Origin of the sequence: Lacimicrobium sp. SS2-24 (assembly GCF_002201535.1) — a bacterium.
Taxonomy (GTDB): Bacteria; Pseudomonadota; Gammaproteobacteria; order Enterobacterales; family Alteromonadaceae; genus Lacimicrobium.
Window position 1 is genome coordinate 58,459 of sequence record NZ_NIWW01000003.1, and the last position, 23,461, is coordinate 81,919.

At 51.6% G+C, this 23,461-nt stretch carries 20 protein-coding genes; 7 read left to right on the forward strand and 13 right to left on the reverse strand.

The window, feature by feature from the left end; all coding sequences use genetic code 11:
• Positions 1 to 11: 11 nt before the first annotated feature.
• The 3 genes from CCY32_RS06330 to CCY32_RS06340 all read right to left on the reverse strand — a co-directional run bounded on the left by CCY32_RS06330 (position 12) and on the right by CCY32_RS06340 (position 6,505).
• The gene (locus tag CCY32_RS06330) at positions 12 to 779 is read right to left on the reverse strand and encodes a DUF3450 domain-containing protein (RefSeq protein WP_088330123.1); all 768 of its coding nucleotides are present in this window, start codon (positions 777 to 779) and stop codon (positions 12 to 14) included.
• Positions 780 to 980: 201 nt separating this feature from the next.
• The gene (locus CCY32_RS06335; RefSeq protein ID WP_088329768.1) at positions 981 to 3,620 is read right to left on the reverse strand and encodes a TonB-dependent receptor; all 2,640 of its coding nucleotides are present in this window, start codon (positions 3,618 to 3,620) and stop codon (positions 981 to 983) included.
• 140 nt (positions 3,621 to 3,760) lie between these two features.
• A complete protein-coding gene (locus CCY32_RS06340) occupies positions 3,761 to 6,505 on the reverse strand; it encodes a hypothetical protein (protein WP_088329769.1) in 2,745 nt (914 codons plus the stop codon).
• A 206-nt stretch (positions 6,506 to 6,711) separates the two neighbouring features.
• On the opposite strand from CCY32_RS06340, the gene CCY32_RS06345 reads away from it, so the two are divergent.
• Both CCY32_RS06345 and CCY32_RS06350 read left to right on the forward strand, forming a co-directional pair.
• Positions 6,712 to 8,337, forward strand: a complete 1,626-nt coding sequence (locus CCY32_RS06345) for a diacylglycerol kinase family protein (RefSeq protein ID WP_088329770.1) — start codon at positions 6,712 to 6,714, stop codon at positions 8,335 to 8,337.
• A 121-nt stretch (positions 8,338 to 8,458) separates the two neighbouring features.
• Positions 8,459 to 8,704 carry a YdcH family protein gene (locus CCY32_RS06350; protein ID WP_088329771.1) on the forward strand — a complete coding sequence of 82 codons (246 nt, stop codon included), beginning with the start codon at positions 8,459 to 8,461 and terminating at the stop codon, positions 8,702 to 8,704.
• Between the two features lie 93 nt (positions 8,705 to 8,797).
• On the opposite strand, the gene CCY32_RS06355 is transcribed toward CCY32_RS06350, so the two are convergent.
• A complete protein-coding gene (locus tag CCY32_RS06355; protein ID WP_088329772.1) occupies positions 8,798 to 9,214 on the reverse strand; it encodes a hypothetical protein in 417 nt (138 codons plus the stop codon).
• Positions 9,214 to 9,435, reverse strand: coding sequence for an EF-hand domain-containing protein (locus tag CCY32_RS06360; protein ID WP_088330124.1), 222 nt, complete (start codon positions 9,433 to 9,435; stop codon positions 9,214 to 9,216). The genes CCY32_RS06355 and CCY32_RS06360 overlap by 1 nt, the downstream gene beginning before the upstream one ends.
• 316 nt (positions 9,436 to 9,751) lie before the next feature.
• Here CCY32_RS06360 and CCY32_RS06365 point away from each other — a divergent pair, with 316 nt between their 5' ends.
• The 5 genes from CCY32_RS06365 to CCY32_RS06385 all read left to right on the forward strand — a co-directional run bounded on the left by CCY32_RS06365 (position 9,752) and on the right by CCY32_RS06385 (position 12,998).
• Positions 9,752 to 10,114, forward strand: a complete 363-nt coding sequence (locus tag CCY32_RS06365) for a metalloregulator ArsR/SmtB family transcription factor (RefSeq protein ID WP_088329773.1) — start codon at positions 9,752 to 9,754, stop codon at positions 10,112 to 10,114.
• Positions 10,111 to 10,590 (forward strand): arsenate reductase ArsC, encoded by a 480-nt coding sequence (locus CCY32_RS06370; protein ID WP_088329774.1) that lies wholly within the window; start codon positions 10,111 to 10,113, stop codon positions 10,588 to 10,590. The genes CCY32_RS06365 and CCY32_RS06370 overlap by 4 nt, the downstream gene beginning before the upstream one ends.
• On the forward strand, positions 10,590 to 11,309 hold the full coding sequence (gene arsH, locus CCY32_RS06375) for an arsenical resistance protein ArsH (protein WP_088329775.1): 720 nt from the start codon (positions 10,590 to 10,592) through the stop codon (positions 11,307 to 11,309). The genes CCY32_RS06370 and arsH overlap by 1 nt, the downstream gene beginning before the upstream one ends.
• 160 nt (positions 11,310 to 11,469) lie before the next feature.
• Positions 11,470 to 12,486, forward strand: a complete 1,017-nt coding sequence (arsB, locus tag CCY32_RS06380) for an ACR3 family arsenite efflux transporter (protein WP_088329776.1) — start codon at positions 11,470 to 11,472, stop codon at positions 12,484 to 12,486.
• A gap of 17 nt (positions 12,487 to 12,503) precedes the next feature.
• On the forward strand, positions 12,504 to 12,998 hold the full coding sequence (locus CCY32_RS06385) for an arsinothricin resistance N-acetyltransferase ArsN1 family A (RefSeq protein ID WP_088329777.1): 495 nt from the start codon (positions 12,504 to 12,506) through the stop codon (positions 12,996 to 12,998).
• A gap of 83 nt (positions 12,999 to 13,081) precedes the next feature.
• On the opposite strand, the gene CCY32_RS06390 is transcribed toward CCY32_RS06385, so the two are convergent.
• The 8 genes from CCY32_RS06390 to CCY32_RS06425 form a co-directional block, all read right to left on the reverse strand.
• Positions 13,082 to 13,456, reverse strand: a complete 375-nt coding sequence (locus CCY32_RS06390; protein WP_088329778.1) for a hypothetical protein — start codon at positions 13,454 to 13,456, stop codon at positions 13,082 to 13,084.
• Positions 13,457 to 13,506: 50 nt separating this feature from the next.
• Entirely contained in the window at positions 13,507 to 16,614 is a 3,108-nt protein-coding gene (locus tag CCY32_RS06395; RefSeq protein ID WP_088329779.1) for an efflux RND transporter permease subunit, read from the reverse strand.
• A gap of 8 nt (positions 16,615 to 16,622) precedes the next feature.
• Positions 16,623 to 17,738, reverse strand: coding sequence for an efflux RND transporter periplasmic adaptor subunit (locus tag CCY32_RS06400; protein WP_088329780.1), 1,116 nt, complete (start codon positions 17,736 to 17,738; stop codon positions 16,623 to 16,625).
• Positions 17,735 to 18,292 (reverse strand): hypothetical protein, encoded by a 558-nt coding sequence (locus CCY32_RS06405; protein WP_141096185.1) that lies wholly within the window; start codon positions 18,290 to 18,292, stop codon positions 17,735 to 17,737. Before CCY32_RS06405 ends, CCY32_RS06400 begins: the two co-directional genes overlap by 4 nt.
• 191 nt (positions 18,293 to 18,483) lie before the next feature.
• Positions 18,484 to 18,843 (reverse strand): hypothetical protein, encoded by a 360-nt coding sequence (locus CCY32_RS06410; RefSeq protein WP_088329782.1) that lies wholly within the window; start codon positions 18,841 to 18,843, stop codon positions 18,484 to 18,486.
• Positions 18,844 to 19,129: 286 nt separating this feature from the next.
• Positions 19,130 to 20,755, reverse strand: coding sequence for a methyl-accepting chemotaxis protein (locus CCY32_RS06415; RefSeq protein WP_088329783.1), 1,626 nt, complete (start codon positions 20,753 to 20,755; stop codon positions 19,130 to 19,132).
• Positions 20,756 to 20,917: 162 nt separating this feature from the next.
• Positions 20,918 to 21,781, reverse strand: a complete 864-nt coding sequence (locus tag CCY32_RS06420; RefSeq protein WP_088329784.1) for a universal stress protein — start codon at positions 21,779 to 21,781, stop codon at positions 20,918 to 20,920.
• On the reverse strand, positions 21,781 to 23,274 hold the full coding sequence (locus CCY32_RS06425) for a SulP family inorganic anion transporter (RefSeq protein WP_088329785.1): 1,494 nt from the start codon (positions 23,272 to 23,274) through the stop codon (positions 21,781 to 21,783). The genes CCY32_RS06420 and CCY32_RS06425 overlap by 1 nt, the downstream gene beginning before the upstream one ends.
• Positions 23,275 to 23,461: the final 187 nt, after the last annotated feature.

The window sequence follows — 23,461 nt, forward strand, 5'->3', positions numbered from 1 at the left end:
AATCTTCTCTCTTAGTCAGTCAGAGCCACAGGCATCATTAACAAATCAGGCGCCAGTTGTTTTTTCGCCATACGCAGGCCTTTGGTCACCTGCGTGCGATATTCTGAGGGTAACGCCTCCCACTGACGGGTTTGTTTATTCCATACCCCCTGCTTGCTGGCATCGCGGGTTTGATAAACCAGTGCCGTGCGACCAATACGCAGGAAGTCCACATCCCGCTCCTGACCGTCAACCGTATGGATTCCGCTGTATGCTTCAATGGTGCGGCCGTAATCCATTTCCACCTGGTAGGCTTCCATTACGCGGCGAAACTTTTCAGACGGCGCAACATCGGCACGATCCATCAGGTTGCGCAGATCCGCCAAACGGTTAGCACGTTCTTCTGGCAAAAATGGCATATCCAGTTCAATAAACTGACCCAGTCCCTCGATCATGCGCATCATCAAAGGCGTTATCTGACGCTCAATCACACTGACTTCGTCGATTGAGGCATTCAGGTCAGCCATTTCCTGTTCCTGATTGGCGATCTGTTTGCGCAATTGACGGTTGTAGACATTGAGGCCCTCAATTTCTTTATTGAGCACCTTAAATTGTTGCAACTTGCTGTCTATCTGGTCCGTCATCTTGTTGATTTTTTGCTGTGACTGAGCCGCCGATTCATTAATCTTTGCCGCTTCTTCAACCACAGGTTCAAGATATTCGTCCTCTTGTGCCAACACCGGGTTAGCAAACAGATAAAGGGCGCATAGCGCCACTGGAAGTCGTGTCAAAAGCCTCATACTGTCCCCAAAGTCAAAAATGATCAGCGCAATACTGATCTTGGAATTCGCGCACAGCATAGGGGTTATCTGTGACAGTTTTATTACGCTTTGATGACGGGCGGATTAAAGGTCAGGCGACAGGAAGGGTTCACAGGCTGGCGTCATGCAGCCAGCCTGTAAACAGGGGGGCACAGAGCCCCCGGCATTGACGATGAGGTCTTAGAACTCTCTTTTATAAGACAGGCTAAATTCAATTCCCCGGGATTCTGAACGAATGAGATTGTCAGAAAAGGTAATCTCCTTTTTCTCGTCCAACAGGTTTTTGACTTTAAAGCTTACCGTCGAGTTAAAGTCCGGGTAATAGGTATAAACCACATCCAATGAGTGGAACGGCTGTTCGTAGGAATCATCCCGGCCTTCGATACCCGGAATAATGATGCGCTCACCGAACACGTTATATACCAAAGAGCCGGAGTGCAGACCATTGGGTGAATCAAAACCCAGTTGCAGGTTGAGCACGTACTCTGAATGCCCGGTCAAACGACGCTGGGTATTGGTGATCGCTGCGGACACGCCGGTCTGGTCAACGATCGCCTGGGTATCCAGCTGAATCTCTGAATCACTCAGGGTCAGGTTACCCGCGGTATAAAAGCTGCGTCCCCAGTCACCGAGAAAATCCAGTCCTTTGAGGAATTCCAGTTCCACACCATACACCTCACCGGTTTCAGCGTTAGCGATGCGTACCAGCGGCGGACCATCCTGCGCCGGTGACTGAACTGTCTCAATGGGGTTTTCCATGTCTTTGTAGAACAATGCCACCGACAGGTTGTCACCATTATCCATATACCATTCCCAACGCAGGTCATAATTGGTAATGTCGGTGGTTTCCAGTCCGGGGGTGCCCCCCACCGGGAACAGCGTTAGCGGATCCAGGTAAGTGGTCGGTGCCAGTTCACGCAAATCAGGACGCACCACGGTTTCACCATAGCTGAAACGTAGCTGCATCTCGTCATCCATAATGTAGGTCAGAGCCAGTGCCGGGTACAGATTGTCTTCCTGAAAGGCAAGGCTGGCGAGATCTTCTGCCGTGGCACCGGTCGGTAAATCAATGGTGCCATCGGCCGGATCAAGAGGTACTACCGCCTGCCGGAAGTCTTCCCAGCGCAATCCACCGCTGACCCGCCATTTATTGTTGTAGAACAGGTCGGCTTCAAAATAGTAGGCATCCACCTTTTGCGCCGACACATAATCATCACCGGCGATGGTCGTATCACGCAGGATGTTGGCTCTGAGCGGTGCATTGAGGATCACCTCATCGTTGAGAATATCGGCAAAGCGATAACCACTGAGCAGACTTGAATCGAGCAATGCACGGGCGTTGACATCGAAACGTCGGTTAGAGGCATCACGGGTCTTCTCAACAAAATCGGCACCGGCTTTAAGGGTAATATCCCATTTCTCCAGCATAATTGGCAGGTTCAGGTTCCAGCCGAAGTTTTCTACCTTGTCATCCAGATCCTGGAAGCTGTATCGAGACGCCGTAGTGGCATTCGTCAGCATGCTTTCGTTAACACGATCAAACACATCGTCTTCATTGGTGTCGGAGAGGATAAAACGGGTCTGAACGTTACCTGGTGCATAGCGACTTGAACGGGAATCAGAATATTTCCAGTCAAAGCCCAGGAAGTTCCAGTCAACAAAGGTGTGCATTCCCTTGATCTGATTGGCCACCATGCGGCGCTCTTCGTAGGTCACATCATATTCGCGAATGCGCTGATCCGAACCGAAATTGATGTTGTTGTTATTACCCAGTTTTTCGCGTAGTTCATCGTTGGTGTCATTCAGAATCACCGTTGTCAGATCAACACGATGGTTGCGATTATAATCGAGTCCCAGCGCCAGCATACCTGACCATTTCACATTGTGCTGCGTGGCTTCCACATCATCCCAGCCACGTACCAGGGTGGCCGTACCGTCCTGGTTCTGGCGATAATCTTCACCTAAAAACTGTTCGCTGACTTGCCACTCATTGTCATAACCAACGGTGCCCAGGAAGCCAACGCGAAAATCATCAATGTCGGTGCTGTCACCAAAAGCAATGTTGAAACCATAATCCGGATCAACCGACTTCAGCTCAGGATCGTAGTCGCGGTTCAGATCCAGTGCCAGCTGACGGTTAGCTGCCTCACTGACATCATTCAGAGAGGTTCTGCTATCCCACAGCGCCTGGATTGAGGCCGGGGCTGCGCGGGTGCCATCATCTTTTCCTTTCCAGCTGCTGCCACCATCGTACTGCCAGGCATCATCAAAGTTGTCTGTATTGCCACCGACACTGATGCTGGCATTGAAAACCGTGTCCGTTGGAATACTCTTGAGGCGGATATCCACACTGCCACCGCCGAAGGCCGCAGGCATGGAAGGCGAAAAGGATTTTTGTACTGACAGACTCTCAATGATATCGGCCGGAAACAAATCCAGTGGAATAACGGTACGGGTCGGATCAGGACTTGGCACCGACGCGCCATTGAGCAGGGTGCTGGAATAGCGCTCACCTAAGCCACGTACGTAGATGAACTTACCATCCACCAGTGTCAGGCCGGTAATACGGCGCAAGGCACCCGCCGCATCGCTATCACCCGTGCGGGCAATCTGCTCTGCTCCCATAATGTCTGCCACAAAAGCCTGATCTTTACGCTCTTGCATCACCGCAGTGGCGCTGCCCTTAAGGCGTGTGCCCGTGGCCACCACCTCTTCAATCATTTGATCTTCTTCACTTTGAGCCAGCACAGGTTGACTGGTCAGGGCAGCCAATATTGCCGTACTCAGGCTGGCTAAAGGAAATCGTATCCCACGCTTCATATGTATAACCTCTTGTGCATTTGGACTTAAGGCGGCCCGCAGCCGCCTTCATTCACATGACTTAACTTGTAGGTCGGAATGCAATCCGACAAAGATGCCAGCAATGGCACTAAGGCCGGGCGCACGCCCGACCTGCAGAGTTACAGACCTACAGTCCAGCCCGCCGTCCAGTCATTGCCTTCTTCTACCGCACCGATAAAGTCAACATTATCGAAGAAGGTGTCACCACTGAAATCTTCCGTGGAGCTGTCAATAATGGTGTAGATACCATTGAGCACGGCAGCACGGTCAGCCGCTACCTGATTGCCATCCTGAGCAAGGAACCAGTCTTCAAGGTTGACGTCACTTTCACCAAACTTGAAGTTTTCTTCGTTTTCACAGGCCATGGTGCTGTGTGTCATAACCGTACCGTCATTCAGGTTTGCCTGTGTTACCGGCTCCGATTCAAACTCCAGACATTCACCCATACCGGCAGGACCCGTCACGATGATGTTGTGCAACTTCGGCATTGCACCTTCGCGGAAGTAGATACCTTCTGAAGCGTTGGTACCGGCGAAGTTATTCCCAATGATGGTCATATTGGCAATGGTCGGGCTGGTTGTGGGTTCAATACCCGGATTAGAACCGTCGTTATCACACTCAATACCGCGGTTGGCATCAGAGTCATCGTCAGCGTGCTTCACCAGCACGTACTGCATTTTACCGTTCCAGCCATTGTCGCAATCGACGCTGTCGTCCTGAATGCCAGTCAGCGCCACATACTTGAAGTTAACGCTACCACCAAACATCTCGATACCATCGTCGGCATTCTTATGCACCTGCAGATACTCAACCGTTGTACCTGAGCCAACACCACCGAAAGTGATACCATTGAGTTCATTATCCGGTGCAATTTCGAAACCGGCATGCATCACACGCACATAGCGCAAGGTACCTGAATTGTCCGCGCTGTCAGTGCCACCGAATACGGCACCCGCTTCAATCCCCTCTACCTGCAAGGCACAATCTGAACCATCGTCAGGACACTTGTTAGACGGGGCATTGCCCAGAATCACAAAACCACCCCACTGGCCGGCAAAGGTTGCTTCGCCCAGCACATCTTCACGCGACGTCAACGTGATGGGTTCTTCTGCGGTGCCTTCGGCCATGATTTGTGAACCGCGGCTAACTACGAGTACATCGGCACCTTCGCGGCCAAACAGGGTCACACCAGGCTCAATCGTCAATGTTGCGGAGTCCACGTTGTCGCCACCCACAAACACCTGACCACTTAAGGCATACAGATTGCCGGCGGTGAGGGTCATATCTGAGGTGATGCGGCCAGAAAGCTGGCAGGTGGTCGTCGAACCATCAATTGAGGTGATGGCTTCAGTACCACTTGGACATCCAGCCACGGGCGCATCAGTTTCTCCAGCGCGGGCCACTTCACCGCCACCGAAGCCAAATGCCCAGCCCTGTCGCCAGTCGTCTTCGCCCACGGCACCGATAAAGTCAACCGACTCGAAGAAGCTGCCATCCACTGTATTGGCTACATCCTGACCCGCTCCGAGCAGCGGTGAACCCGCCATGGGTTTGCCGTCACTATCCAGCATCACGGAGGTGCTGATGAAGTTACCGTCCTGATCCAGGAACCACTGTTCAATATCCACATCCGTGGCACCAAACTTGAAGTTTTCATCGTTGGTACAGGCCATGGCAGAGTTTTGCATGGTGATGTTGCCATTGCCCAGATTCGCCTGAGTGACCGGCTCGCCTTCAACCTCAAGACACTCACCCATTTCTGAAGGCCCAGTGATGACCATGTTATAGATGTTCATGCCCACACCTTCGCGCAGGTACACCCCTTCAGAGGCATTGGTCCCGGCAAAGTTGTTACCAATGATGGTCATATTGGCAATGGTTGGCTTGGTCATGGGCTCTATACCAGGGTTAGAGCCGTCATTGTCACACTCGATACCGCGGTTGGCATCGCCGCCGTTCTTGTCGTGGGCGACATAAACAAACTGCATACGACCGCGCCAGCCGTTATCACAGTCCACACTGTCATCCTGAATACCGGTAAGAACAACGTTTTTAAAATCAACGGTGCCACCAAACATCTCGATGCCGTCATCGGCATTAGAATCTATTTGCAGATACTCAACGGTCGTGCCACGACCAACACCACCAAAGGTAATGCCGTTGAGTTCGTTATCCGGCGCAATCTCGAAACCCGCATTTTTGACCACCACGTAACGCAGCGTACCGGAGTTATCATCTTCATCGGTTCCGCCAAACACAGCGCCGGCCTCAATCCCTTCTACCTGCAAAGCACAGTCAGAACCATCCGATGGGCATTTGTTAGATGGTGCGTTACCCAGGATCACGAATCCGCCCCACTGACCCGCACGCGTCTCCTCACCGGTCACATCCTGCAAAGAGGTCATGATAATGGGTGCATCAGCGGTACCGTCGGCTTCGACTTGCGATCCTCGGCTTACCACCAGGACATCGGCGCCGGTACGACCAAATACCACTGTACCTGGCTCAATGGTCAGAGTAGCGGAATCGGTATTGTCACCGCCCACAAACACCTGCCCATCCAGCGCATACATGACGCGCTCAGAATCAGAAGAAGCCACCAGCGTGGTATCTTCAGTAATACGGCCACTCAACACCTGTACGGTGACATTCTCATCCAAAGCATCTGAAGCCGCCTGAGACAAGGTCGCGCTGAATTCTCCAGGCAGGTCAGTGGGCTCTGGCGCAGGTGCCGGGCTTGGCGCTGGTGCCGGAGCCGGAGCGGGTGTTTCAGTATTGGTATTAATATTAATGTCACCACCGCAGCCGGCCAGGGCTACCGCCATGGCAACAGCAGATGCTTTAAATAACGTGTTGAGTTGCATTGCGCTCTCCAAATCGGATTTTTAGTTACTGGATTTCTACACGGCGGCTAGGTTAACCAAGGTGGGTGACAGTTTTGTTACAGCATTGCGGTGTCACTAAAGTTTCATATAAACAAAAGTTTGCTTTATAAAGTGGCCTTGCGCAGACTGGTATCTGGGAGTTACCCCTGAACCTTTCCAACTAAGATAAGGAGTCAGCAGCAACCATGACCATTGGCAGCTTATATCTTTTCGGTGCCCTGCTGTTTGCCGCGGGCGCCTGGTATTCTCCGCAGTTTTATATGCAGTTGCCGTTGTACTGGACCAGCTTGTCGTTGTTTGCCGTAAGCCTGGCTTATTACAGCAGCAGTCCAAAGCTGTTCAGGAAAAAGGAAGACGGGCGCATTCCTTATTACATTCGTTGGATGTTTGTGCCTTTTTTGCTCGGTGCACAGGTCTACAATGCCTGGGCCCGCAGGCGGGATAAGGTTCCGGCGATTCAGCAGATTGAAGAAAATCTCTATCTGGCCTGTCGCTTATTTCCCTCCGACGTGGAATACCTGAAAAAGCAGAATATCCGCGCGGTTCTGGACGTTACCGCCGAATTTGATGGCCTCGACTGGACCTTGCTGGGTGAAGACATCGACTATCTGAACATACCGGTACTCGATCACCGCTCTCCCACCCTGGCTCAACTGCAAAAAGCCCTTAACTGGATTGACAATCAACAACAGAGCGAGCGCAACGTGCTCGTGCACTGTGCCATGGGACGAGGACGCTCGGTGTTGGTAGTGGCAGCTCACTTGTTGGCACATAATCAAAGCGGCTCCGTTAAGGCCGTACTTAAACAGATCAAGTCCATTAGGCAGACGGCCAACCTGAATCGCCATCAGTTCAGCAGACTCATGAAACTACACAAAGCCGGTCAACTGCAACAGCAACACCGTGCCTGGATTGTCGCCAATCCTGTCGCCGGAGGGGGCAAGTGGAAAACCTACCAGCGTGAACTTATTAATCGCCTCAGTCAGCATTACCAGTTAACCATTAAAACCACCACAAAAGAGGTCGGGGCAAAAGCCTTAGCCGAACAAGCCGTAGCAGAAAAACCGGAACTGGTGGTGGCCTGTGGTGGCGATGGCACTGTGACCGAGGTGGCGTCAGCTCTGGTGAATACCGATATTGCCCTGGGAATTATTCCTATGGGCACCGCCAATGCTCTGTCCCAGGCGTTATGCGGCGGATTAAGTAAGATACTGCCGATGGATATTGCCTGCCGGGCCATTACTGAAGGCAGGACGATCAAAATGGACAGTGCAAAGTGCAATGGCAAACTGATGTTACTGCTGGCCGGCGTTGGCTTCGAGGAAGAGATGATCTCTGCCGCCGACCGCGACAAGAAAAACGATTCAGGGCAAATGGCTTATCTGCGTGGATTGTGGCAAGCCATAGACCAGAACAAGGTGTATACGCTGGATGTACAATTTGATGATCAGCCAACCCAGCGCATCCAGACCCAGTCACTGGTGGTGGCGAATGCCGCGCCGCTGACAACACTGCTGGCTCAGGGAGAGGGTCAACCCGATGTCACCGATGGCAATCTGGATGTGACCTGGCTGGTGAATCAGGATGGCGTTGAGTCACACTGGGTAAGCCTCGCGGAACTGGCGTTTTCCGGCCTTTTTGAAGATAACCCCGCCGGCCAGATCAAGCATCAGCAGGCCAAAAGGGTGAGGATTAGTGGGGATAAACTGGAAAAGTACGTTATCGACGGCGAGGTCTTTTCAGATTTGCCTCTGGATATCCGCATTCATCCGGCCTCGTTGCATGTTCGCGTGCCCGATATTTCATCATAAATCATGGAACCTGTGCGCTGACATCTTGTCCCAGAAACTGAGTGCGGGGAAGGAAAAATCGCTGCACTGAGACTACGCTTAATGACTGTCTATACCATTGCGTAACAAACGGAGGAAAACGATGCCACTCGAAAAACATCCACTTCAAAACGAATTTCCGCAACACCAATCACGTATTCAACAGCTTCACGCCAATGACAGCAATTTTGCAAGATTGTCCGACAAGTACCATCAACTGGATAAAGAAATTTTTGAGATTGAACAACAAAATCTTATCAATGATGAAGACCATCTCGAGCAATTAAAGCTAAAACGCCTGCAACTCAAAGATCAGCTCTACCATATGCTGGATCAACACTCCGCCTGAATAGCCTAACCGGCGTGACGCCCCTGAGTGAAACACCCGTTAAATCACTCAATAAAAAACAGGCTGACCACTGGTCAGCCTGTTTTTTTTCACTTAGCCTGAGGCCTTTGCATCCTGCATCAACACCACCGTGGTCACATGCGCGATGCGACAGTCAGTGGGTGTCGGCGGCTCACTGCGATCACTGACCAACTGAATCACCGATGGACGAACGCCCAGGGCCACCAACTGACCCTTGACCGCATGCGCTCTTTCTTCCAGCAGTTCATCAGACTCTCTGGCCAGCTTACCTGCCTGGCTGTAAAGCAGAACCCGCAAGGTCTGCGGACGCTTGATCAGCTTGGCTTGCTGCATCAGCTTGCGCAGTTCGCGGAAGGTGATGCGACTCGAGTACGGCGGAAAGTGCAATAGCAGTTCGCTCAGCTGCCGCCGTTCAATACGAATACTCTGCAACGTGGCTCTGCTTTGCGGGGCAGACACTGAGTCACAGCGAAGCTCCAATACTGACATTATTGATTCAGATAGGCGGCAAACTCGGTTCTGGAAAGCTGGCCATCGCCATTGCTGTCATATTTTTCAAAGGCAGCGGACAAGGCGGTTTCAGTCGCTACTTCCGCGGGGCTCAGTGCACCATTGCCGTCCTTATCTAAGGCGTCAAATATCTTGTTCCCATCAGCCAGCGCCAGAGCGGCAGGAAATAACAGGGTAATCAGGGTTATGGCTTTCATCATGTTCTCCTTAATGACGTGAGTTGCACACAAACAACCTTGTGTCTGCGCTTCCCTGCGACGTTATCAATAACAATGCCAAAATTATTATTCCCTTTATTTTCAATGCTTTACTTTTGTTTATCCGGATTTTAACCATGCCACCAGGACTTTCCTGTCGCCCCACCCCGACACTCTCGCCGACCATATTTAAAACGTATTTAAAATCATATAGTTAACCTGTTGTCAGACGCAGACAGTCGGGGGGGGGACTCGATTTACTTTGACATATGCTTTTTCATATATATGATATTTCGCATGTAACTAATCGGGTCATTTTATGAGTCCACTGCAGTTGTTTAAATGTCTGGCCGAAGACACCCGGCTGAAAATATTGTTACTGCTCTCAGAGCATGGCGAGCTGTGTGTGTGTGAATTGACCTGTGTGCTGGAACTGAGTCAGCCCAAAGTGTCCCGTCACCTGGCTGAGTTGCGCAAATGCGCGCTGCTGGCCGATGAACGCCGGGGCAAGTGGGTCTATTATCGTCTCAATGACACACTGGCCGACTGGGCAAGAGAGCTGCTTGCGCTGACCGCCGCCAGGAACCCAGACCTGTTAGCACCCCTTTATCAAAACCTGCAACGGATGCACGACAAGCCACAGTCCCTGTGCTCACAACCTGCTTCGGAGGAATCATCATGAGCGCCCTTAAAGTGCTGTATATATGCACCCATAACCGATGCCGTAGCATTTTATCTGAAGCGATAACCAACCACCTCAGTAAGGGCCGTATTCAGGCAAAAAGTGCCGGCAGTCAGCCCTGTGGCGAGGTGCACCCTCTTTCACTGCATTATTTGCAGGAACAGGGCATTAGCGTCGAGGGACTGCAATCTCAGTCCTGGAATGATTTTGAAGACTTTGCCCCGGACCTGGTGGTAACAGTGTGTGACTCAGCAGCCGGGGAAACCTGCCCGCTATGGTTTGGCAATACACTGAAAATGCACTGGGGGCTGGCCGACCCGTCCAAACTGAATGGCTCGGAACAGGAAAAAGCCGAAGCCTTCAGACACACCATCAAGGAGATTGCGCAGCGTGTTGAGCAGATGCTCAGTCTCGATCTTGAACATATGAATTCACTTCAGCTGCAAGCTGCACTGCAACAATTAGGAGCCCGTTAATGACGATACTGGATACCAGTCTGCCCAATATTGTTGAGGAGCAATTCAGACGCCCTGCGCCGCAGGACATGACCGCGAGCGTGTCGACCCACAAACCCAAAATACTGTTGCTATACGGGTCACTGCGAGAGCGCTCATACAGCCGACTGGTGATCGAAGAATGCGCTCGCCTGCTGGATGTAATGGGCGCCGAAACCCGTATCTTTGATCCATCCGGTCTGCCTCTGCCCGATGATGAACCCGATACCCACCCTAAAGTTCAGGAGCTACGGGAACTGGCTATCTGGTCAGAGGGCCAGGTCTGGTGCTCTCCTGAACGTCATGGTTCGATGACAGGTATCATGAAAGCACAGATTGACTGGATCCCACTCTCAGCCGGTGCAGTGCGACCGACTCAGGGCAAAACCCTGGCAGTTATGCAGGTATGCGGTGGATCTCAATCTTTCAATGCCGTGAACCAGCTTCGCGTTCTTGGCCGCTGGATGCGCATGATCACCATCCCAAACCAGTCTTCGGTAGCGAAAGCCTTTCTGGAATTTGAAGAGGACGGGCGCATGAAACCCTCGGGCTATTACAATCGTATCGTCGATGTCATGGAAGAACTGATGAAGTTCACCCTATTAACCCGTGATAATGCAGGGTATCTGACTGACCGCTATTCTGAGCGGGTGGAAAGTGCCGAACAACTGATGCAGCGGGTTAACCAGCGCTCGTCGTGATGAGTAAGGGGGTAGGTGTTAGGGGTGAAGAGAGCTACATCTTTCTCGTCCTCTCATTCCGTGATGTTAGTCAGAATTTATAATGATTCCCCTACGGATTTGGCTAAGCTGCTGAAACAGATAGCTGAAAACTTAAAACGATCAACAAGGTAAAACGAAAATGGGACTATTTGAACGCTATCTTTCGCTGTGGGTGGCTCTGTGTATTGCCGCCGGTGTGGTTTTGGGAAACCTGATCCCTGGTGTCTTTGCGCAGATTGCCGCGCTGGAATATGCCCATGTCAATCTGGTGGTGGCGGTGCTTATCTGGCTGATGATCTACCCCATTATGATTCAGGTGGATTTCAGTGCCATTAAAGACGTCGGCAAAAAGCCCAAGGGGCTGGTGCTCACACTGATCATCAACTGGCTGATTAAACCTTTTACCATGGCGCTGTTGGGCTGGTTGTTCTTTAAAGGCCTGTTTGCTGACTTTGTCGATCCCCAGTCAGCCTCTGAATATATCGCCGGCATGATCCTGTTGGGCGTTGCCCCCTGTACTGCCATGGTCTTTATCTGGAGCCAACTCACCAAAGGCGATGCCAATTACACCCTGGTACAGGTCTCCGTCAATGATGTCATTATGATCTTTGCCTTTGCCCCAATCAGTGCCTTCTTGCTGGGGATCAGCGACATTCAGGTGCCCTGGGAGACCTTGCTGCTGTCCGTGGTGCTGTATGTGGTCTTGCCGTTGGTGGCGGGTGCCATCACCCGCAAAAAACTGGACCGTGGTGAGGATCACAGTCGTATTGATCGTTTCGTTAACCGTTTGAAACCCTGGTCCATTATTGGTCTGCTCGCTACAGTGGTTTTACTGTTCGGCTTTCAGGCCGAAACCATTATCAGCAAACCTTTGATTATTGTGCTGATTGCCATCCCACTGCTTGTTCAGACCTATGGTATTTTTGCCATTGCCTATTTCGCGGCGAAAAAGTTAAAACTCCCTCATAATGTGGCCGCGCCCGCTTGCATGATTGGCACGTCTAACTTTTTTGAACTGGCCGTGGCCGTTGCCATTTCCCTGTTTGGCTTACATTCCGGTGCCGCTTTGGCCACGGTGGTGGGCGTATTGGTGGAAGTGCCGGTTATGCTCTCGCTGGTGTGGTTCGCCAACCGCACCCGTCACTGGTTTGCATAGTCAGATAAGGTTTTATTGTGCAGATTCGCTACGCAAAAAAGTCGGATATCCCGGCGATTCGCGACATCTACAACGCCGGTATCGCCTCAGGCACCGGCACCTTTGAAACGCGCCCCAGAAAAAATAAAGAGATTTCAGCCTGGCTCAAGGTTGATAACCTCTATCCCTTGCTGGTGGCAGAACACAACGCTCAGGTGCTCGGTTTTGCCCGCTTGTTTGAGTACCGGCCCCGCCCATGCTATGCGGGCATAGCAGAGTTTTCCATTTATTTAGACGACACCGCCCAAGGCAAGGGAACAGGAACTCAGCTGCTAAGCGAGTTGCTATCAACTGCAACCATCTGGGGTTTTCATAAAGTGGTTTCGCGTATCTTTACCTTTAATCACGCCAGTCGTGCGCTGTGCAAAAAACTCGGTTTTCGTGAAGTGGGCATATACGAGAAACACGGTCAGATTGATGGCAAGTGGCTGGATGTGGTGATTGTTGAGTACCTTACGGGCATCAACTCATAACCCCTTTCCAGTTAACCATCTGCGCGCTTTTCCCCCGCCTGAGAGTACTTTGCGACTTACCGCTTCAGGCGGGTGGTGAACGCTTAAAAAGTATATCGGACGGTAACCGGATGGTGATCACCAGACTTCACCTTCACCAGCACCTTGGCACCATCGGGAATGTTAATATCGGCGCACATCTTATTCTCGCCGGCGGGGTGTAACACCGCATCCGCTTTGCTGCCTTTATCCAGAACCATAATGGTTCCGCTCATCACTTTAGTCTGATATGGCTCACCATGATCGCTGATGTAGAGGGCCACAGCCTGTTTCTCTCTGACCAGCTCAAATACCAGCTCGTGCTCGAGCTGAACCACGCCACCATGTTGAGGCTCAGGGCTACCATGGCCCAGCGCCGGAGGGATTAACAGTAACGACGCAGCGCATAATAAGCCTGAAACTAACGACAAATTCTTCATTTTTTCTCCAGTCTATGTGGGCACACTTGTACAGGGCGTTGCCATTGGCCCTAAACCATGTCTTGTTCCTTACGCCTTTGCCAGTTGCGGGTCGGGCGTTCCCCGAACAATCGATACAATAGTGGGGTCAGCATAATATCCAGTAAAGTTGAACTCAGCAGACCGGCAAAAATGACAATAGCCACCGGGTGCAAAATTTCCTTCCCGGGCTCATCTGCTGCGGCCAGAATAGGAATCAGTGCAAAAGCCGTGACCATCGATGTCATCATCACAGGAGAAAGACGCTCCTGAGCACCGCGCACAATCAGATGTGTGTTGAATTGCTCGCCTTCAAAGCGAATCAGGTTCAGATAATGACTGATCTTGAGTATGCCATTTCTCGACGCTATTCCCGTCAAAGTGATGAAGCCTACCACCGATGCCACCGATAAGGGCGTTCCGGTCAGCCACATTGCGGCCACAGCCCCCACCAAAGCCATGGGCAGGCTGCACATGATAATGCTGGCAAAAACAACAGATTGGTAGCGCAGATACAACACCAGATAGATCATTAGAAAGGAAATCAGTGACAGGATGACGAGCAACCGCATCGCCTGCTCCTGAGCAAGAAACTGTCCTTCGATGCTGATAAAGCTCTCAGCCGGCAACTGCACCTCATTCACTTGCTGCCTGACCTGCTCCAATAACTGCTCAACATCGACGTTTTCACTGTTGGCAAATAACACCAGTCGACGACGCCCGTTTTCACGCAGAATTTGATTGGGCCCATCAGTCAGCTCAATATCAGCGATGGCAGAAACCGGAATGGCTCCGGCAGGAGAGTCAATTAAGGTTGATGCCAGGGCCTCGGGGGTGCGATTGGCATCATTTAAACGCAATACCAGTGCGTGACGTTTAATTCCGTCGATCACATCTTCGATATGCTCCCCCTCTGTCAGCATCGACAGTCGCCTTAATGCTTCTCCCGGTGTCAGTCCGTATTGACTGAGCTGATTGTGGCGCAAGCGCACACTTATCTGTGGAATCAGAACCTGCTGCTCGACGTTAATATCAACCAGGCCAGGAATGCCCGCGATCCTGTCTCTTAGCTCCTGTGCACTGGCGCGCAGCGCATCCAAATTCTCACCAAAGATCTTAATCACGAGCTGCGCACGCACACCGGATAGAAGATGATCCAGCCGATGTGAAATCGGTTGGCCAATGGTCACCTGTGCTGGCAACACACTGAGCTTTTCACGGATCTCTTGCATGATGGTTTCTCGGGAGCGCTCTGACTCCTCCAGGTCTACATCAATCTCGGATGCATGCACGCCCTGCGCATGCTCATCCAGTTCCGCGCGACCCGTTCGTCGCCCCACGCCAGTGACTTCGGGTACACTTAACAACAAAGACTCTGCCAACTGTCCCATCCGGTTTGATTCCTCAAGGGACGTGCCCGGCTTGTACAGCACGCCTAATACCAGTGAACCCTCATTGAAAGAAGGCAGGAAGGCTTTGGGGAAAAACGCCACCGAAGAAGCACTTATCAATGCGATGATTGCGGCACTGCCAAGCAGTGGCCGGGCTCTGGGCAGCGCCCATTGCAGCCATGCTGCCTGCCACTTTTTCAACAGGCTCACCGCTTTGCTGTCACCCTTATGCAGCGTTTTCATACCGGGCAAAAGGTAGTAACAGAGTACCGGTGTCACTGTCATCGAGACGACCAGTGAGGCCAGAATTGCCACAATGTAAGCCACACCCAGAGGCGTGAACAGGCGCCCTTCAATTCCCGGTAACGCAAACAGAGGTAAAAACACCAGCACCACAATGGTGGTGGCATAAACGATCCCCGAACGCACCTCCACACTGGCATGCCAGACCACGTCAAAAACTGAGCGGGGCTTGGCGGCTTTTGCATTTTGCTTGAGTCGGCGCAAAATGTTTTCCACATCCACAACGGAATCGTCAACCAGTTCGCCAATGGCAATGGCCAGTCCCCCCAAGGTCATCACATTAATCGACTGCCCCAACCATTTGAAGATCAGTACCGTCATCGTCAGCGAGAGCGGAATGGCTAACAGTGAGATGAGTGTTGTTCTGCCAGACAAGAGGAAGGCAAATAGCACAATCACGACCAGAATCGCACCATCCCGAAGGGCCTGAGTCACGTTATTCACCGATGCGGTAATAAAGTCCGCCTGGCGAAAAAGTACTTGTGGTTGCGCTATGCCTGGCGGCAGTCCCCCTTCGAGTTCGGCAAGGGCAGATTCGATGTCCTCTGTCAGGGCTACCGTATCCGTGCCGGGTTGCTTCTGGACATTGATAACGACCGCCGGCTGGCCATTAAAACCGCCATCGCCGCGCTTTTCTGCGGCCGAATAGCTCACCCCTGCTACCTGCTCCAGTCGAATTGCAAAGCCATCGCGCCAGTCAATGGCCAGCTGTCTGAGATCATTAAGATCCAGGGTTCTGCCCTGATGACGAATCAGGTATTCGCGCTGATTCAAATCAATAAATCCGCCGCCTCTGTTACCGGCAAAATCGCGCAGGGCCTCTCTGATCTGGGGCAAGGTAATGCCCAATGCCCGCATCCTGACACTATTGGGAGCCACACGGTATTGTCTGACTTCTCCGCCAATCGGAATAACCTGTGAGACGCCGGGGATCGATAGTAGTCTGGGGCGCAATACGAAGTCGGCATATTCCCTGGCCTGCATAGGATCACCGGAGGCCTCATCGGCAAGGGGCAGAGCGATAAGCATAATTTCACCCATAATCGATGACACTGGCCCCATAACCGGAGACAAGTCCCCCGGCAATTGCTCTGCTGCCAGACCGAGGCGCTCGGAGACCAGTTGGCGATTGCGGTAAATATCTGTATCCCAGGCAAACTCAACATAGATGATCGATAGTCCAACACCAGAGGTTGAGCGAATACGGGTGACACCGCTGACACCGTTTAGCATGTTCTCCAGAGGATAGGTAACCAGCTGCTCTACCTCTTCGGGGGCCATGCCTCCTGCCTCAGTCAGTATGGTGATCACGGGTTTGTTCAGATCGGGAAACACATCTACCGATAAAGAACGTCCCTGCCAGAATCCGTACAATACGACGACCATGGCAACCACCAGGACTAATATGCGGTTCTTCAGACTGGTTTTGACCAATGCATTGAACATAAGCGCTCCTAGCGAACCTGGTTAAGTAAAGACGTCCCGTCTACCACCACCCGGTTATCGATACCGAGGCCTCGGGTTATCACCACTTTGGCATCGCCAATAGACTGATACTCAACCACCTGAGGCATAAAACGCCGTGCTGATACCTTTATCCATACCACATCCAGGTTATTCGCATTTCTGACCACGGCTTCGGCAGGCAATACAATGCCTTCCAGTTCCTCGCTACTCTCTGCGAGCACTGTTACCGGCAGATCTATTGGCAAGGGCGACGCAGTTGTTTCACCGGTGGTGGCTAATTCAAAATGCAGTTGTAACATTCCGGCTGTCAGCTTTGGAGAATTGCCAATAAAATCGAGGCGACTGCCAGGGAAGCCTTCTAGGGTTGCTGTTTTAAACCTTTCTGGTAGCCGGGTATTGTCACTTAACGCATAGATCATGCGCTGCTGTGGCTGAACAATTTCAAACAGGGTGGTTCCTGCCTCCACCCACATGCCATTACTTACCTGATGATTGATCAGTATCCCTGATATCGGTGCGGTCAGCGGCTGCGGTTTTTCCAGTCCCTGCGACAGCTGTATTTCTCTGTCTACCAGACTCCTAAGCTGAGTCTGTAACTGTTCAAGCGTCTGTCTGGAGGCCAGTTCCCCCAACTCTTCAAGCCTTGCCACATCGCGACGGGTTTGCTCTATCTGGTTACGAAGGCTAAGCAGTTCGCCGGTCTGGCTGGCCAGCTCATAGGCACTGTCCTGATAGCTGATCATGGCAAGTACCTCACCGGCCGAAACCTCAGTACCACTTAATGGGATGCCCGCTTTAGGTGCCTTTACTCGTCCGTCTGTACCAGGCTGAACCAGTGAGTGATATCGCGGATTGGCCCTGACTACTGCGGGCAATCTGATACGTTTATTCACAACAGAGTCAGTAACCAGTTGAGTGCGAATACCCAGTTTAGCCTGGTCCGGCATGGGTATGAGTACAGAACCGTCTGCTTGTCTGCCCATGGCAGAAACCTTTGCGCTGCCATCATCAGTGATATGCTGACCATCAGGACCATGCGCCCCGGGTGCTGCAGCAACCGCCCCCATATATGCCGAAAAAATCAAAGCGAGTAAGGATCTCATTGCCGGCTCCCCCTGCGCTTTCCCATCAAAAAACCACCCAGGAATGTGATGGCAACCAACAGCACTAACCAGATGAACCGGGAATAGTCATGGTCGTGCTCCTCATTGTGGTTATGCTGTGCATCATCAGCAGCATGGGGCTGTGGTGTCATCAGGGTGGCACTGAGCAGGTCCCCCGTCTGCGCAGTTAAAATGGTCAGGATCAGTGTGTGCTCGCCGGGCTGATGCAATGTCTTTAATAGTGTCTCATCATCAATCCGATAAGCCTGAGTGTCAGCATCATAGGTGGCCATTAAGGCGCGCCCCTGGCTCTCTACTTCGATACTCGCCCCGGCAACAGCAACATTGGTCGCATAGTCATGCAAATAGATTAGCAAGTGCTCACTTCTTAACTGCCCCCCAACCTCAAAAGTTTCGGTGAGCGCCTCAAAGGACGGATGAATTTCGCCACTAGGGCCTGTCTCAGCCTGTATATGTTGGCCATCGGGCCCATGGGCTCCTGGCGCCGCACTTACCGACACCGCAAAAATCAGCAACACACTTGCTATTAGCACAAGGCGACTTAGCAATATGATGAACGGAGGCTTGCTCCCCCCGACTAAAGAAAGTTTTGATAGAACCACTTTGATAACCTGAAAAACATTTTAAAAAAACATCGGACGCCGTGGCAAAAAGTGTCCACAGCCAGGCACGGTTTGTATAAAACCGTACTGAAAAAAATCAGGATAAGGCAAAAATGCCTGAGTCAGGCGCGAGGTGGAGGAAAAAGATGTCGGAGGAAGGGAGACTCCCACAAGACCTTATCGGCCATGACCCGTGCACTTGCACAAGGCGCTTCAAAGAAGGTCGGCAACATCATTAAAATGCCGGTCACACTGGAGTCATGCTGCGGATTACTGTGCTCGTAAGCTTCATCAGAGTAACTGATGGAAACACTTTCCGTCTCTGACGTTTCATGTGTGTGAGACTGCCCGAGATGATGCAACCACTGATGGATCTGGTCACTAACGTGCTCATGAGACTGACTGTCAGGCAGCAGTGCCACCGACTGTAAGCCCATTAAACACACCAGCAGAAGCGCAAACCCTTTGTGTAACATCAGCATATCTTGTTGGTTACCTGAAGCAGAGCCTAACACTGTGCCTCAGGCGTAGCAAAAAATAGTCTCACTGCCCCTGATGATTAACACAACAACAGTAACCTGTTTTCATAAACTCATCTCACTGATATTCACTTCTCATCAGGCCGGTCAGGCCCTGTATAAGAAAATCGGCTTTCATGATTTGTAGGGATGCATGAGAAGCATCGCAAGATTGACGGCACGTGGCTGGATATCGTGATTGTAGAATATCTCACCGACCGCCAGGATGACGGTCGGCAGAAAAGCAATATTACACTCTGAACGTCGCGACCTGGCGGTGCAGCTTTTCGGCCAGCTCTGCCAGCTCACTGCTTGCCTCGGCGTTTTGCTGAGAACTCTCTGTCACCATACTGATACTGCTGCTGAATTCATTAATATTGGCACTGATCTCATTGGCCACAGTGGTCTGCTCTTCTGTTGCGGTAGAGACCTGCACATTCATATCGGAAATTTCCGAGATGGCGCTCATGATGTCTTCCAGCACGGCGGAAGACTCAGAGGCATGGCCGACACTATCTTCGGCTCTTTGCTGCGCGGTTCCCATACTTTCTACCGCTTCTTTAGCCGCCACCTGAAGCTTGCTGATCATGTCGCTGATGGATTCAGTGGCTTTTTGCGTGTTGTGTGCCAGCTGTCTGACCTCATCAGCGACCACCGCAAAGCCACGACCCGAGTCACCGGCTCTGGCCGCTTCAATGGCTGCATTGAGCGCCAGTAGATTGGTTTGCTCGGCCACATTCTGAATCATCTGTACCACCTGATTAATCTCGTTAGCCTGATTATGCAGTTGCTGGATCACCCCGCTGCTGTTATCAACGACTTCAGATAAGGCATTAATAGACTGGATATTTTGTTTTACCTTGTTCTGGCCAAGTTGTGCTTGTTCATCGGCGCTGTTGGCTTTTTGTGACGTGATCAGTGCATTTTGCGCCACTTCCTGTATTGCCGCGCTCATCTGAGTCACCGCAGTGGCTATCTGTGTGGTCTGATGCTCCTGCTCTGTCGCCGTCGTCGCCACCTGGCTACTGATATTGTGCATTTGTTCTGCTGCCGCCGAGAGCGTGGTGGAGGCCTGGGCGACGTCTGTTACTAGGGTATGCAAACGCTCCACCATTTTATTGAAGCCGCTGGCCGTCTCAGCAATTTCATCTTTTCCTGTGACCCTGGCGCGCATGGTCAGATTAGCTGTATCACCAATATCAATAATGGTATTGCGCAAACTGGACAGAGGGCCCTGAATAGAGCGATAGATCCAGATAGCGACCCAGGTCATCAACCCCAATACCACCAAAATCATGACAATGAAAAAGGTACGGGTAGACTGATATTCCTCTTCTGATTGCTGCAGAAATTTGGCGGCTTCAGATTGCTGAAGGTTTATGAGTTTATGATAACTGCTGCTCAGAGGGTCAAATACCTCATACAGTTCCCTGACAAATTGCTGATGTTCCATACTCATCAGGGCGTTAGCAGCGAGCATTTGCCGGTAGCGCTGGATCTGCCCTTTCACCGGTTTAAGATGACGCTCAGCCTCATCCACCAGACGTTCTTCTTCACTTGTCAGTTTGGTGGTCAGGTAGGCTCTCCATTCCTGGTCAGCGGTTTGTTCTGCCTGTTGCATGCGTCGTTTCAGATCATCGGCACCGATAATACCCGCGCGGTACTTGTGCAGAATATCCACAATTTCTACCGCATAGTTATCCGATACCACTTTAATCTGCCGCAACGGCACGACCCGATCATGATAAAGACTGCCGATTCCCTGATTTAGTGTACTGAGAACCGATAACGCGAAGAGTGCAGCAATAACTAGAAAAGCAATCGGAAGCGCAGCCAGAATGGCCAGTCTAAGACGTACAGACAGTTGATTTAACATGATTTTTTCTCTGCTCAGGGGAAGGTCCCTGAACAAAGCATAATCCAACTTTGCAACAATTCGACTTAAAATGTTAATTATTTGATCATTATCTACGCCGGAGCATACCCGCCCAAAAAAATGCCGGGAAACCCCGGCACATCTATCTCATCCTTGCGCAGCCTAGCGCAATAGCAACAGCGGGATCTTCGAGTGATTAAGCATTTTCAGGGTAAAGCTGCCCAGCAGCATTTCCCTCAAGCGGCCATGCCCGAAGGAGCCCATGACGATCATCTGAATGTCATGCTCCTGCTGATAATTCAGCAACTGCTTTTCCGCATCCCCATGCAGTTTCGCGGTGACCACATCCAGACCCGCCTTATTCAGACGAGCCTCTGCATCAGCCAGTAATTTGTCCGCCTTGGTATCATCTTTAGTGACATGAACCAGGTGACATTGCATGCCCTCATACAAGGGACTGGTGACCAGATAATTCAGTGCTTTTTCCGCCGCTTCGCTGCCGTCATAGGCCAGCATAATATGCTGAGGCTCAGCAAAATCCTGATTCACAATGAGAATGGGTTTGTGCAGCGCACGAAGAATACTTTCGATATGAAAACCCAATCCCTCATCAGACTGATGTTCTTCACCACGCACCCCCAGCACCAGTACGCGGATGTATTCTTCCATCTCCACCAATGTCTCTGTCAGGCTGCCATGGCGCTGACACAACTGCGCGTTATCAATGCCGGCGGCTTTGACTCTGTCATTGGCCGCTTCGAGCATATGCTTCCCCTGTTCGAGCAGGATTTTACTGCGCTTGGCTTCCAGTTCGGTGAGTTCTTCGAGTAGGTGCTCCCGGCTGCCGAGCCCAATACTACCGGTTAAATCGGCTGCTGCGGGCGGCTCACGATGCTCCAGGTTATGCAATAGTTTGAGTGGCACGTCCACCCGTTTGGCAATCCAGGCGGCATAGTCGGCGACAGCAGCGCTGATGGGTGAACCGTCAATCCCTGCCAGGACCAGCGCTTTGTTACTCTGGCTCATTAGTGCCCTCCCAATACTTTTTCAATTTCTTCTGGCTTATCGTGTACACCGAAACGATCAAGAATGGTTTCACTGGCTTCATTCAGCCCCACCAACTCAACCTCAGCGCCTTCGCGACGGAACTTGATCACCACTTTGTCCAGGGCCTCTACGGCTGACACATCCCAGAAATGAGCGCGATCAAGGTCAATAATGACCTTTTCCACCACCTCTTTAAAGTCAAAACTGGTGGCAAACTTATCCGCAGAATTAAAAAACACCTGACCGATCACTTTATAGGTGCGGGTACTGGTGGCTTCATCCAGTGATGAGCTCACATACATAAAGTGGCTGACTTTATTGGCAAAAAACACTGACGCAAACAACACACCCACCAACACACCATATGCCAGATTATGGGTGGCGACCGTCACAATCACCGTGGCCAGCATACCAATATTGTACGAAAGAGGATGGGACTTGAGGTTACGGATGGAATCCCAGCTAAAGGTACCGATCGAGACCATGATCATTACCGCCACCAGCGCGGCCATGGGGATAACTTTGATCCAGTCTGAAATAAATACCACCATGATTAGCAGAAAGGTTCCCGCAACCAGCGTTGACAAGCGGCCACGGCCACCGGATTTGACGTTAATGATAGACTGACCAATCATGGCGCAGCCTGCCATCCCTCCGAGTAAGCCCGCACCGACATTAGCGATCCCCTGACCTTTACACTCACGATTTTTATCACTGTCTGTATCGGTCAGATCGTCCACAATGGTGGCGGTCATCAGCGACTCGAGTAAGCCCACTACGGCAAGCGCAGCAGAATAAGGAAAGATAATCGCCAGGGTTTCAAAATTCAGTGGTACGTCAGGCCACAGGAATACCGGTAAGGTATCCGGTAACTCACCCATATCACCGACAGTACGAATATCCAGTCCCATGACCACGGCAACAATGGTCATACTGACAATACAGACCAGTGGCGAAGGCAGTACCTTGCCGATTACGGGAACATAGGGAAACAGATAGATAATCCCAAGGCCCGCTGCCGTCATCGCATACACATGCCAGGTTACGTTTGTCAGTTCAGGCAACTGCGCCATAAAAATCAGAATTGCCAACGCGTTGACAAAGCCCGTCACCACCGAGCGCGACACAAAGGACATCAGACTACCGAGCTTCAGATAACCGGCTAAGATCTGCAGCACACCAGTCAGTAAGGTTGCAGCCAGCAGGTACTCCAATCCGTGCTCCTTAACCAATGTCACCATCAGCAAGGCCATGGCACCGGTGGCAGCGCTGATCATGCCCGGACGCCCTCCCACAAACGCAATGACCACAGCAATACAAAAGGACGCGTACAAGCCCACTTTGGGGTCCACCCCGGCAATGATGGAAAAGGCGATGGCCTCCGGAATAAGAGCCAGGGCAACAACAATACCGGCAAGCAGGTCACCGCGGATGTTGCCCAGCCAGTCCTGTTTGGTAGAGTGCAATAACATAGTCAATCCTGATGTTTTGAAAAAATGGATGGTCATGCTGACCGCTTAAAGCATAGCCTGTATCTGCTGGCAGGATGCCACCATGGTCAGCAGCAGGGTCATGATAGGAGGTTGCAGAGCGGCCTGACCGTCTTACTGTAGCCGACTTCAGCGAGCGCGGGATGATACGCAAGGCTGAGTAAAAATT

Excerpts from the sequence above, each read along its gene's own strand:
- CCY32_RS06330 (WP_088330123.1), bottom strand. The coding sequence starts at position 779 with ATGAGGCTTTTGACACGACTTCCAGTGGCGCTATGCGCCCTTTATCTG.
- CCY32_RS06335 (WP_088329768.1), bottom strand. The coding sequence starts at position 3,620 with ATGAAGCGTGGGATACGATTTCCTTTAGCCAGCCTGAGTACGGCAATA.
- CCY32_RS06340 (WP_088329769.1), bottom strand. The coding sequence starts at position 6,505 with ATGCAACTCAACACGTTATTTAAAGCATCTGCTGTTGCCATGGCGGTA.
- CCY32_RS06345 (WP_088329770.1), top strand. The coding sequence starts at position 6,712 with ATGACCATTGGCAGCTTATATCTTTTCGGTGCCCTGCTGTTTGCCGCG.
- CCY32_RS06350 (WP_088329771.1), top strand. The coding sequence starts at position 8,459 with ATGCCACTCGAAAAACATCCACTTCAAAACGAATTTCCGCAACACCAA.
- CCY32_RS06355 (WP_088329772.1), bottom strand. The coding sequence starts at position 9,214 with ATGTCAGTATTGGAGCTTCGCTGTGACTCAGTGTCTGCCCCGCAAAGC.
- CCY32_RS06360 (WP_088330124.1), bottom strand. The coding sequence starts at position 9,435 with ATGATGAAAGCCATAACCCTGATTACCCTGTTATTTCCTGCCGCTCTG.
- CCY32_RS06365 (WP_088329773.1), top strand. The coding sequence starts at position 9,752 with ATGAGTCCACTGCAGTTGTTTAAATGTCTGGCCGAAGACACCCGGCTG.
- CCY32_RS06370 (WP_088329774.1), top strand. The coding sequence starts at position 10,111 with ATGAGCGCCCTTAAAGTGCTGTATATATGCACCCATAACCGATGCCGT.
- arsH (WP_088329775.1), top strand. The coding sequence starts at position 10,590 with ATGACGATACTGGATACCAGTCTGCCCAATATTGTTGAGGAGCAATTC.
- arsB (WP_088329776.1), top strand. The coding sequence starts at position 11,470 with ATGGGACTATTTGAACGCTATCTTTCGCTGTGGGTGGCTCTGTGTATT.
- CCY32_RS06390 (WP_088329778.1), bottom strand. The coding sequence starts at position 13,456 with ATGAAGAATTTGTCGTTAGTTTCAGGCTTATTATGCGCTGCGTCGTTA.
- CCY32_RS06395 (WP_088329779.1), bottom strand. The coding sequence starts at position 16,614 with ATGTTCAATGCATTGGTCAAAACCAGTCTGAAGAACCGCATATTAGTC.
- CCY32_RS06400 (WP_088329780.1), bottom strand. The coding sequence starts at position 17,738 with ATGAGATCCTTACTCGCTTTGATTTTTTCGGCATATATGGGGGCGGTT.
- CCY32_RS06410 (WP_088329782.1), bottom strand. The coding sequence starts at position 18,843 with ATGCTGATGTTACACAAAGGGTTTGCGCTTCTGCTGGTGTGTTTAATG.
- CCY32_RS06415 (WP_088329783.1), bottom strand. The coding sequence starts at position 20,755 with ATGTTAAATCAACTGTCTGTACGTCTTAGACTGGCCATTCTGGCTGCG.
- CCY32_RS06420 (WP_088329784.1), bottom strand. The coding sequence starts at position 21,781 with ATGAGCCAGAGTAACAAAGCGCTGGTCCTGGCAGGGATTGACGGTTCA.
- CCY32_RS06425 (WP_088329785.1), bottom strand. The coding sequence starts at position 23,274 with ATGTTATTGCACTCTACCAAACAGGACTGGCTGGGCAACATCCGCGGT.